Origin of the sequence: Bacillus sp. MUM 116 (assembly GCF_001866655.1) — a bacterium.
Lineage (GTDB): Bacteria > Bacillota > Bacilli > Bacillales > Cytobacillaceae > Neobacillus.
Genome location: NZ_MLYR01000077.1, coordinates 22,885 through 35,206 on the forward strand (window position 1 = coordinate 22,885; position 12,322 = coordinate 35,206).

Consider the following 12,322-nt stretch of genomic DNA (forward strand, 5'->3'; position numbering starts at 1 on the left):
AAGTTTATTTTCACTTCTAATTTAGCTTCATTCTCATATTTTTTTATAAAAGGGACAAGTTTGAGGTGAAGTATATTAATGAAGCAAAAAATATTAGCCATGCTTATTGGCAGTCTGTTATTAAGTCTTGGAATAAACGGATTTTTAGTTCCTTACCATCTTCTTGATGGAGGAATAATTGGGATAGGATTGATTATCCATTATTTTTATGGGTGGCCGACAGGTTTATGTATCATTATTTTAAGCCTGCCTCTCTATATTTTAGCATGGTTTTTTGAGCGCCGTTATTTTTTTTACAGCTTGCATGGACTCATTATTTCTTCCTTTTGTATTGATTTGTTTTCGTTTTTGAACGGGAAAATTAGTATTGGGATTTTACCAAGTACCATTATCGGCGGCATTCTTGTCGGTATTGGGATTGGTCTGATGCTTCGTTATGAAACAAGCACAGGAGGTACAGATCTGCTTGCCCAGCTATTAACAAAATTTACTTCAATCAATATCGGAATCATTATTTTCTTAATTGATGGGCTTGTGATTACAAGCGGAATCCAAGTGGTTGGACTCGAAAATTTCTTTTATTCGCTATTAACCATTATATTTGTCGGACTTATGACCACTGTAACCGTAAAAAACAGAACCCAAATACATTAGCAAAAAGTTTTTATAACCCTTAATAGAAAAAGCCCTTGGAAGTTTTTTTAACAAGGGCTTTTCTGTGCGCTTTTTTTTGTTTGTAAGTACTAGATTCCACACTTCTTTTTTAAAACTTTAATTAAATTTGAGTGAAATTTCCATTAATCAGAATAAAATTATTATTTTAAAAAAACTTTCTTTTCTCGATGAATTATCTCCTGATTGTTGATTTATCAACATTTGTAACCGCTTTACATCATTATTTCCAAAAAAAGTTTTTGACGATTCTCAACATAAAAAGTATTATAAAATAGTAATTAAGGGAGGTAGTAAGATGTCAGATTTGAATAGACAGAAAATTGTGGACAGTGTCCCTCAAAAGGGCTTTTTTGGACATCCTAAAGGACTTTTTACACTGTTCTTTACTGAGTTTTGGGAGCGCTTCTCGTATTATGGAATGAGAGCAATTCTTGTTTTCTATATGTACTACGAAGTTTCCAAAGGCGGATTGGGCATGGATAAAACTCTCGCTCTATCCATTATGTCCATCTATGGATCATTAGTTTACATGTCTGGAATCATTGGCGGCTGGCTAGCTGACCGAATTTTCGGTACATCAAAAGCCGTTTTTTACGGTGGTATTTTAATTATGTTCGGGCATATTGTTCTTGCGATACCTGGAAGTGTATCTATGTTCTTTGTGTCTATGGTATTGATTGTACTTGGTACAGGACTTTTGAAGCCAAATGCTTCAACTGTTGTTGGAGAAATGTATAGCGAAGAAGACAATCGCCGTGATGCAGGTTTTACGATTTTCTATATGGGGATTAACGCAGGGGCATTTATATCACCGTTAATCGTTGGATCCGTTATGGATTACAGCTTCCATCTAGGTTTTGGTATTGCTGCAGTTGGTATGTTCTTAGGATTAGTAGTATTTATGCTTACTAAGAAAAAGAATCTTGGCCTCGCTGGTACAATCGTAAAAAATCCATTGACACCTGCTGAAAAGAAAAAAACTTTCACAATTATTGGATTAGGTATTGTTATTATTGCTGTTTTATGTGTTGTATTAATTTCAATGGGAAAATTAACATTTGAGAGCTTTATCAATCTAGTTACTATACTTGGTATTTTGATTCCAACCATGTATTTCATTGTCATGTACCGCAGCCCTAAAACAACAACGGTAGAACGTTCACGAATCATTGCTTATATTCCGTTGTTTATTGCAGCTGTAATGTTCTGGTCAATTCAAGAGCAAGGCTCAACTATCCTTGCAAGCTATGCAGATACACGCACACAGTTAAACTTTGCAGGAATTCATATCTCTCCAGCATGGTTCCAATCCTTAAACCCATTATTTATTATTATTTTTGCACCTATATTTGCTGCGGTTTGGTTAAAATTAGGAAAACGTCAACCGACAATTCCTCAAAAATTCTCGCTATCTTTATTGTTTGCTGGTGTATCATTCCTTGTCATTCTTCTGCCAGCTTACCTTGGCGGTTCAAATTCATTAGTTAACCCTTTATGGCTTGTTTTAAGTTACTTAATTTGCGTATTTGGTGAACTACTCATATCACCTGTTGGATTATCAGCGACAACAAAATTAGCACCTGCTGCCTTCTCGGCACAAACGATGAGTTTATGGTTCTTAGCAAGTGCTGCAGCACAAGCAATTAATGCGCAAATTGTGAAATTCTATACACCAGAAACTGAAATGACATATTTCGGTGTAATCGGTGGAGCTTCAATCGTACTAGGTATTTTGCTTTTTGTCCTATCACCAAAGATTCAGAGCTTCATGAAAGGCATTCGTTAATATTATTGAAAAAGGGGCTTAGGCCCCTTTTTTTAATAACAGCTTTTCCCCAGGAAAACTATCTATTACTATGTATGTATGATTTTTTTAGCCTCCCCCTCTACATCTTGGCATGCTTTTTTGAGCGGCGAACATAAACTTAACGAAAATCACCTAGAAAATTATTAAATAAATAGTTTAATTTTCCAATTTATTATGATAATATTCTTATGGTTACATAGGGAAAAATAACCATAAGGGAGAGAAAATAAAATATGTCTTGGTTTACAAAATGGTCTTTTCGGAATAAAGCCGCCGTTTGGATTATGTCATGCCTAATCTTAGTCATGGGAGTGGTAAGTTATTTCACCCTGCCGATGGAATTTTTACCTTCTGCAGACAACCCGCAAATTTCGATTATTGTGATGGGACAGGGAACTGATTCTAAAACAATGGAGAATCAGGTTACAAATCCGATTGAAGAGTCGATTTCAGGTGTAAAAGGGAAAAAGAACATTTTTTCCACAACAGGTGATGGTTATTCGAAAGTAGATATTAATTATGATTCAAAAACGGATATGAAAGAAGCAAAACAAGAGGTGCAGGAGGTACTGACAAACGTTCACCTGCCTGAAAATGTTTCAAAACCCACTGTCGTTCAATTAAATACCTCCATGATTCCCATTGCAGACGTAGCTGTTACCTTTAAAGAAGGATTAACCCCGGACAATCTAAATTTTGCTGATAAAAAAATTGTTCCAGTTTTTAAAGATATTAAAGGAGTTGCTTCGATTCAAACTTACGGAATGGCTAGCTCCTATATTTCCGTAAAAGTAAATAACTCATTATTATCCGAGAAAAAAATACCGATTCAATCCGTCATGAATGTTCTTCAAGGTCAAAATAGCGCTATTGCGATTGGAGAAAAAACGATTGAAGGTAAAGCAAGTAATATTAAAGTGATTGGTAACATCAACCGTTTATCATCATTAGAAAACTTATCCGTTGCTCCTGGTGTTCATCTAAAAGATATTGCATCCATTGAAGTAACAAAACCACAAGATACCATCACCCGAATCAACGGGGCAGACGGCCTATTGCTGATTGTAACAAAGGATAGTCATTCGAATGCAGTAACAATAAGTAAAGATTTAAGAGATGCTACCAAAAAATTGAATAAAAAATACGACCATTTGGAAACTTCCGTGATTGTTGCGACAGCGGATATGGTGAAAACATCAGTTACATCGATGATGAAGGAAGTTCTGCTAGGTGCCTTATTTGCAACGATTGTAATTATGCTTTTCCTGAGAAATATCCGGTCAACGTTTATTACAATCGTCTCCATTCCATTGTCATTAGCCTTTACCTTATTCTTGTTATCCCGTTCCGGTGTTACTTTAAATATTTTAACCTTGGGCGGCGTTGCCGTGGCAGTGGGACGTTTAGTGGATGATAGTATAGTTGTTATTGAAAATATCTTCAGGAAAATGCAAAACGAAAAATTCTCCATCCAATTAGTCATGGATGCAGCAAAAGAGGTCTCATCAGCGATTACGGCTTCTACGTTAACGACGGTTGCAGTATTTTTGCCAATTGGTTTGGTCAATGGGGGCTTACAGGACTTTTTAATGCCATTCGCTTTAACGATTACGTACTCATTACTCGCTTCATTAATTGTCGCTCTAACGGTTGTCCCTTTAATGAGTGCCGGGCTTTTAAAAAATGCGAAGCTTCATGAACATAAACCTTCCAAGAAGTTTATTGGATTGGTCACATGGTCACTCAACCATAAATGGATTATCCTTACCCTATCCTTTTTGATATTTGTTGGGTCAATCGGTGTCTATTTCGTTATGCCAAAAGGTGCTGTAGACAACTCTTCAGCCGATTTTGTCCAGACGACCCTCAATTATCCTAATGATACACCAATCGGTGAAGTGAAAAATGGAACGTTAAAGCTTGAAAAATTTATTCTTGCCCAAAAAGAAGTCAAAGATGAATTTACGATGCTCGGAAACAATGAGGATGCCGCAAAATTTGGGGCAATTGACTCGCCGACCAAGGCAAATATTAATATCGTTTTAAAGGATAAAGATAATACGGATCAATTAATCAAAAAAATAGAAGCGCAAAAAGATCAATATCCAAAAGCAACCCTTACTGTAGCGGCATCCTCCTTAATGGGCGGTGGAAATCCGCAAATTACCATTGATGTGGTGGGAGATGAACTTCCGCAGCTTGAGTCCGTTTCAAATTTAATTAAAGACAAAATGAAAGATATCGATGGAATTGAAAAATTAGCCACCAATGAAGATGCGAAAAAAACGGTTTTTTCACTTGAGGTGAATCCTGAAAAAGGAAATGCCGCTCAAGTCGCTCAGCAGCTTTCCGTTATGCTCAATCGAACACCGATTGGTTCCATTGATTTAAATGGGCAAAATACGGCAGTATATCTAAATCCCATTCTCGATCCAAAATCGCCTGAAGATTTAAAAGATATTCCTGTTATGAGTGCATCTGGACTATCTCCTGTTTCGTCTGTGGCAAAATTAGTGAAAGAGGAGAAACCAACAAACCAATTTCACAAGGACGGCGCTCCATATATTCAAGTTACCGCCACTGTGAATCCAAAGAAACTGTCAGAAGTATCTGCAGATATTTCCAAAATCATTAACGGGGATCAAAAAGGCCATAAAGGATTAAAGCTTCCTTCAGGTATCGAAGTCTTTATAGGTGGAGCAAGTGCACAACAGGCAGATGATTTTAGTGATTTATTCATAACGATGGGAGTTTCCATTGGAATCGTCTTTCTAATCATGGTGATTACCTTTAAAACGCTTCGTGCTCCGATTTCGATTTTATTCTCCTTGCCGCTCGCGGCTGTTGGGGCTGTGCTTGCTTTATTGATTAGCAGAATTACTGTAGACATTACCTCAATGCTTGGTGCCTTAATGCTGATTGGAATTGTTGTTACCAATGCGATTGTCCTGCTAGACCGCATCAAACAAAATGAACAAAAGATGATCATCCGCGATGCGATTGTCGAAGCAGCTTCCATTAGGATGAGACCAATTCTAATGACTGCAGTTGCAACCATTTCTGCAATGCTGCCGCTTTTATTCAAAAAGGAGGAAACTGGAAATCTCGTTTCACAAAGTCTGGCGATTGTTGTCATTGGCGGTCTTGCCGTTGCGACGCTTTTAACGCTTGTGGTGATTCCGGTGATTTACGAATTATTCCACTTTAGAAAAGCGAAAAAACAACGGATCATAAAAGAACAATCCGGCAATGTTTCGATTTAAAATAAGAAAGGCTGGCATCGCCAGCCTTTCTTATTTATTTTGGAATTTCAGTTGATCGGAAGGTGTCCCTCATAATATCATATGATTTTTTGATTCGCTCATAGTAGGGCGGCTGTTCCCAATCATTCCAAGTATATAATATTGTATCCCCCTTCAGGAGGCGGCCATTCACTGTTTCCGGAAAGGTTTGAGCAACCCTGTCATTTTCCTTCATCACAATAGCTATCCTAATCCCTTTTAACTTTACGCTTCCAGTTAATCCATTTTTCCAAATATCCCCCATCGCTGCTTTTAGGCTTGGGTCCTTGATATTCAGAAGCTGCCAGGGGATTCTTCCTTCCACTACCTTTTGATTTTTATTGATGCTGACATCCGTTAAAGAATTAAAATCCTTGCTTAATGGATTGGCATCACCGAACTTTAACACTCCTGTTTCATATCCTTGAAAAGGAATCCTTTCCTTTGTAGATGGAATCATCTGCCCTTTGTTAAGAGCAAGGCGAATCGGATGGAATACCCCATTATCCTTTTGACGCGCATACGGAACTTGTTTAATCATCTTTAATTGGTTGGCATACAGATAATAAAAGGTATCATAATAACTATCAACCATCATTTTTGAATATTCCGGTCCGGCTAACTTCATGAGAAAGTCAACACCATAATCTAAATTTACTTTTTTCGCCCCTAGCATTAATTTTGTTTGACCTTGATGGTCAATCGTATCAAAAAGTAAATACGTATTTTGACTGTTAAAATCAACCGGTTTATTGAATGATAGGATATAGTATAAATATCCACTATCAGAGGTGAAACGTACTTCTTTTACGGGAAGTTTGGCATTATTTGATTTATAAGCACTCTGAACGCCTGCCATGTCCCAATCTTTTTGCCCGCCGTCAACCGTGATAGCCGTTTCCTGATTTCCCGGTTCAAACGATAATAAGCCAAAGTGCTGTTCGTTTGTTTGCTGGTTATCCCAATAAGGCCTCCTATCCGGGTCATCAAAATCCATTGTATTCCATGTTCGTTTAAACCACTCATCCTGCCAGGAAAAGACAAGCCCACCAGCATAACCTTCATCAACAATCGATTGAAATAAGTGCCGATCGATATTTCCTTGCTCCTGTTCTGAATGAAAACCTTGATTCATTCCATAGGGATTTTTATGAGTTAACCCTCTAGAGGAAGGAACACCGAATTCGGCTACAAGAACGGGCATGTGATGCGCTTTCATGAGATCATGTAAATAGCCGGCATAATTATTCTTTCTCCCGCTTTTATCCATATAGTTAAGATATTTTTTCTCATAGTTTAGAAAATCAGGATAATACGGATAGATATGGTAGGAGGCAAACAGCCCCGCATGGAATTTTTCCGTTTTCTTAATATGATTCGGATTAACCGAAACCATATCCTCATTTTTTAATGGCTCTGCCGGATGCTTTAGCAAATCAGTGGTTACCCAATTCGTAAAGCTGATGGAGTGTTGCCAGTGATAGGTGTCTACTTCATAATTAGCGGCATATTCCATTAGCCCTGCCAGCCAATTTTCAAACGGCGATGCCCCATTCGTTTTAAAATATTTTCCCGTGAATTGGTTTAAATTAGAATGCTTTGAATTGGTGTTTGCCACCATAGCGGGATCCCATTCTGTTCCGACAATTATTCCCAATACATATTTTGAAATGTCATAGGAATACGTCCCAGATGCATGTCCAGGATGTGCAGCCAGCTTAGCCCGACCATGAATGATATCAATCATATTCTTTATCTCTGTTTTGGCATCATCCATATTTTCTTTTGCAAAACCATCTTGGGTGCGAATAAGGTTTTCCTCATTAACCCATGTTCCATGAAATAGGAATAAAGGCGTTTTCGCCATTTGATTATATTCATAAAAAGCCTCATAAAATGCCGGCGGATGGAGTGTATAAATGCGGATGGCATTGGCATTCATTGCACCAATTTCTTTAAACCAGCGCAAATACTCCTCCTTTGTAATCGCTGTCTCCCCCGGAAAATGGCCCGGCTTTCCAATTCCCATGTTCACACCCTTAATGAGGAAGTTCATCCATTTTCCATTCCTCTTAATTTGAATATAGGAATCCCCTGTTCTGCTGTTTGTCTTCATTCCATCCGCAACATTTGATTCAACCAATTCTTGCTTCATTGGATGATTTAGGCCATTCTTTAATATTTTTTTCAGCATGGGCACATAGGTTTCCCAGTAAAATGAATCTTCCGTCCCAAAATGCTGTTTCCATACATCAAAGCCTTTAGTCTGATAGATTCCCGGCACATCCGCTTCATCTGCATAATCGCCGGCAAAATAATAGGAAGTATATTGCACATTCTGATGTGAAATCACCGCAGGAAAATGTGTTGGTATGCCATACCCTTGCAATTTTTGCTTTGCCTTATTCGTAACCGGAAGTTGATAGGTGGCCAGAACTTCTTTTTCATTTCTCGGCTGGATCATATCAAACCAATACTGATACTTGCCGGAAAGATCTTCTTTAAATTTACTTTTTCCTTCCGCTGTTACTTGAAAAAGTAATCCATTATCCGTTAATTCCTTTTGGTCAAGGACAACAATATAATTATTTTTATTTACAAAAACAAAGCCTTGTCCGGAAAACATCCACTTCTTATTTTTTTCCGCATACTGTTTTTTCACCCATTGGGGAACTTCAGTGCTGTTTAGATCGGCAAAATACCTGCCAATCCAGCCGGACCAATCCAGATTTAATAAATTTGATATTTTTGCCCGGGCCGTATCGGATGTAGGACTGGCAAATGTATTAAATTCGGCTATTAACGTTTTTCCTTTTGTCGTGATCAGAGACTTTTCGATTTGATTGACATCATGTGAGGTTAATCCCCCATAAATTTTCTCGGATTTTTCCCCATATTGGTTTTGGCGGTTAAAATCCTGCTGATAAACCCCGTACTGATCCGTTAAATAAAAAACATCATAGCGGGATAAGTCCTTAGGGAAAGGAATAATTCTATAACGGCTTCCTTTCTCGGGTTCATAGCCCTTATAATCCGTGCTTGCCGAATAAGGTTTTCCGTTATTCTTTACATATTTTTCATTGTTAAGAATCCAAACCAACCCCTTATGCTCCCGGTAGGACGGGTTGGGTACGGTTTTATCCATGATTAAAACATTTAGCTTTTTGGCGGGCTGGATAAACCAAAGCCAATAAGGGCTTGTAATGATTAACAAAAATACAATAACATAGATAAATAAATGGACCTGCTTCTTCATTCGGAAACACCTTTTCTCTTCATCTCTCCCCAGCTTTGATCACCTATAAGTATTTGCCAAACTCCTTCGCAGCGAAAGAAAACGGTCATCGGGCGGTACCAGAGAGTTTCAGTTAATGAATAGAAAAAAAGCTTAATAATATCGAAGACCTTTGGATACTTGGTTAAACTCCATTCCTCCAAGAGGACTGCGGCCATCGAAAAGATGGAACCATACAAACAAGAAAGGAGAAATAATAGGATGGCAAATTCAATATAAATTCCACCGAAAAATAAACATAGTATCATGAATATATAGCCTAACAATTCAATAATCGGGCCAAAAAACTCCACAATCCAAAAATAAGGGATTGAAATCATCCCTATCATTCCGTACTTTGGATTAAAGGTTAGTTTCCGATGTGTCCAAAGGCTTTCAAAAAGACCACGATGCCAGCGGCGTCTCTGCCTGCGCAAAATCGAAATCGTTTCAGGAACCTCTGTCCAGCATACAGGGTCAGGAACATAGACAATTTTTTTCTTTAATCCTCTTTCCTTTAACAATCGATGAACCCGGACCACTAATTCCATATCTTCCCCAACGGTATCCGTTTTATATCCCCCCGCTTCAATAACCCAGCGCTTAGAAAAAACGCCAAATGCCCCGGATATGATAAGAAGAAGATTATGTCTGCTCAGTCCAATCCGCCCCATCAAAAATGCTCGCAAATATTCAATAATTTGCATGACCACTAAAGGTTTATTCGATAAGCTGATTTTTAAAATATGCCCATTTTGGATTTTACATCCGTTGGCAATGCGGACACTGCCACCAGAGGCAACCACCTCTTCATTCGAATTGATAATCGGCTTCATTACTTTTAAAAATGCATCCGGCTCAAGGACCGAGTCTCCATCGATCGAGCAAAAGTAGGGATAATGGGAAAAATTCAGGCCGACGTTCAGTGCATCAGCTTTCCCCCCATTGACTTTATCAATTAGAAAAAGGTTAGGAAGGATGGCTGATTGGTAGATTTTTCGGATTGGCTTCGTTTGTACCTGTTTTCGGACTACTCTCTTTATTTCCTTCATCTCATAATGCTGAATCATTTTTTGCAGTGTCGTATCTGTTGAGCCATCATTTACGACAATGACTTCAAAGGTTGGATAAGTTACACTTAACAGGGAACGAACGCTATGGATAATCCCAGCCTCCTCATTAAATGCAGGAACAATAATGGATACCGGTTTCGAATAAAATTCATCCATATAATCCTCATACGCTTTATCCCTGTCAAGCTGATATTCTTTTTGCAGCTGTAACATCGAGATGATTAGTATAATCGAATAAAACCCGATTACAATTATCATGTATCCAGCAATAAACCACCCAAAACTTATTACAATATCTTCCCACTGAATAGTTGGCAATCTTTAGACTCCTTTATGTATCCACTCCCAAGCCATATCTTTTGCAAACGGATCCTTGGTTGTTTCTAAAATCGTTGTTAATATCTCTTTTCCATTCGAAAATTGGGAAATTGACTGTCCTGCTTGATGCCGAACCCACCATGATTGATCATGTAAAAGCTCCTTCAATCTAGGAATACCTTTTTCCTCCTTTAATGTACCAATCAGCTTTGCGGCTAACATTCTCTCCTGCCATTTATCCGAATACATTAAGCACATGTATAAATCGATATTCTTTACATATCCGATACCTGCCAATGCCTTTAGTGCTCTTAGTTTGATTTCCCCTGAATAGTTTAAAAAGACTTTTTCAATAAAAAATTGGTAGCTTACATCTTTTTTTATCGAGAGGACATCAAGAAGCGCCAGTTTCAATGCGGCTTGCAGCTTATGATAACCTAGAACAAATTGGTCAAATTGTTTTTGTTCCAAGCGGATTAGTATACTTCGATATTCATACTCCGATAAAGTCGAAAAGTCTGTTGTTAACAACTCGTACATTTTATCGGCTTGGAAAGGAGCAAGAATTCTTAAAACATGAACCGTTTCCTCATATGAGAGTCTTCTTTTTTTTGCCATCTTATCAATACTCTCTAAGAGAGAGATCATATGGAAATCCTCAATATGATACAATGCATTCATTCGGCGGCTCCATCTTTTACTATCGAGCCGTTTTTGATAATAATCTTTCAAATAGAAGCTGGCTATTTCAGATAAGTTTTTTTTCTCTTGTTCTCCCTCTAGAACACTTGCATACCTGCTAAGCATCTCCTCAATTGCTTTGAGCTGGGCGTTGTTTTGCGGGTGTAACACCCTTGCATATCCACCATTTGTCAGTAATTTATAAATAATGGTATGATATTTTTTCTTGTAGGCTTCAATGGTTTGTCTTTTTTTTATATGAAATGATTTGCGAATAATAAGGTAGGTCAGTAAAATAACCAATAAACCAATAAAGGTCAGGGTAGTAATCCCCAGATAAAAGAGCTCAGTATACAGCATTTTCATTCATCCTTAGCAGCAGCTTAAACATTCAGGCATTTTCCAGTTATGATTTAAACATTTCATTTTCCAATATGATCACTTTTTCAGCAAACGAGGTTCTGCCAATTTCCTTCGTATTCTCCACAAGTCGAAATATATTATCGCAGCATTTCATTGCACCTTTCACTAAAAGAGGGACGCCTATGGAGTCAATCTTTAGTCCTCTTGAAAAAAAACCGCCCATTGTCATCACAAATGGAACCGTTGGGGACGTATTGGAGAAGATGATTTTTTCATCGATCGCAAACTTAGATTGCATTAATAAGGTTAATTCCTTTAATGCTGGAACTACCAGTTTATTTCTTTTTCTTCCTATTGAATAGACAGAATTTCCCTCTTCATCGATTCCGTGAAAAATGATTTTTCCAAAATCGGCATGGGTTAATTTGTTAAAATATTGGACATTTAAAATTTCTTCTTTAGTTAATTTTCGTTCGGATTGTGGTAATTGTTTTAAATGATAGGCCGCCGCCATTGAAGTTGTATGTGTGCCACCATAATCATTATAAATATAAATCATGGCAATCATCCTTTTTCTTGTTGTATTTGTATATTATGGACATTTTTACGTTTGAATATTTTCAATAAAAAAAAAAAGAGGCTCTCTGGGATACAGAGATACCTCTCATATTTTAATAAGGCTCTTTTCGTAAACTTTGTTGCTTTTGGACCTTAATAAGAGTTCATTTACTAAGTTTCTAGGCAATTTTCGCAAATGTTCTTACGAAAAGATGCCACGAATCATTTTGTTATACGGGTAGATGAACTTATACGAAAAACAACAATCTATGCGAAAATAGCCTTTAATAAA

At 37.6% G+C, this 12,322-nt stretch carries 7 protein-coding genes; 3 read left to right on the forward strand and 4 right to left on the reverse strand.

Going from position 1 to position 12,322, the window contains the following annotated elements:
- Positions 1-78: 78 nt before the first annotated feature.
- The 3 genes from BIV60_RS18120 to BIV60_RS18130 all read left to right on the forward strand — a co-directional run bounded on the left by BIV60_RS18120 (position 79) and on the right by BIV60_RS18130 (position 5,745).
- Positions 79-654, forward strand: a complete 576-nt coding sequence (locus BIV60_RS18120) for a YitT family protein (RefSeq protein WP_071357112.1) — start codon at positions 79-81, stop codon at positions 652-654.
- Between the two features lie 316 nt (positions 655-970).
- Complete coding sequence (locus tag BIV60_RS18125; protein ID WP_071357113.1) at positions 971-2,461, forward strand: peptide MFS transporter; 1,491 nt, start codon at positions 971-973, stop codon at positions 2,459-2,461.
- A gap of 254 nt (positions 2,462-2,715) precedes the next feature.
- Positions 2,716-5,745 carry an efflux RND transporter permease subunit gene (locus BIV60_RS18130; protein WP_071357114.1) on the forward strand — a complete coding sequence of 1,010 codons (3,030 nt, stop codon included), beginning with the start codon at positions 2,716-2,718 and terminating at the stop codon, positions 5,743-5,745.
- 34 nt (positions 5,746-5,779) lie between these two features.
- On the opposite strand, the gene BIV60_RS18135 is transcribed toward BIV60_RS18130, so the two are convergent.
- The 4 genes from BIV60_RS18135 to BIV60_RS18150 form a co-directional block, all read right to left on the reverse strand.
- Positions 5,780-9,019 (reverse strand): hypothetical protein, encoded by a 3,240-nt coding sequence (locus BIV60_RS18135; protein ID WP_071357115.1) that lies wholly within the window; start codon positions 9,017-9,019, stop codon positions 5,780-5,782.
- The gene (locus tag BIV60_RS18140; RefSeq protein WP_071357119.1) at positions 9,016-10,368 is read right to left on the reverse strand and encodes a glycosyltransferase family 2 protein; all 1,353 of its coding nucleotides are present in this window, start codon (positions 10,366-10,368) and stop codon (positions 9,016-9,018) included. The genes BIV60_RS18135 and BIV60_RS18140 overlap by 4 nt, the downstream gene beginning before the upstream one ends.
- Before the next feature lie 63 nt (positions 10,369-10,431).
- Positions 10,432-11,469, reverse strand: a complete 1,038-nt coding sequence (locus tag BIV60_RS18145; protein ID WP_071357116.1) for a HEAT repeat domain-containing protein — start codon at positions 11,467-11,469, stop codon at positions 10,432-10,434.
- Positions 11,470-11,515: 46 nt separating this feature from the next.
- Complete coding sequence (locus BIV60_RS18150) at positions 11,516-12,031, reverse strand: DUF3189 family protein (protein WP_071357117.1); 516 nt, start codon at positions 12,029-12,031, stop codon at positions 11,516-11,518.
- Between the last annotated feature and the right edge of the window lie 291 nt (positions 12,032-12,322).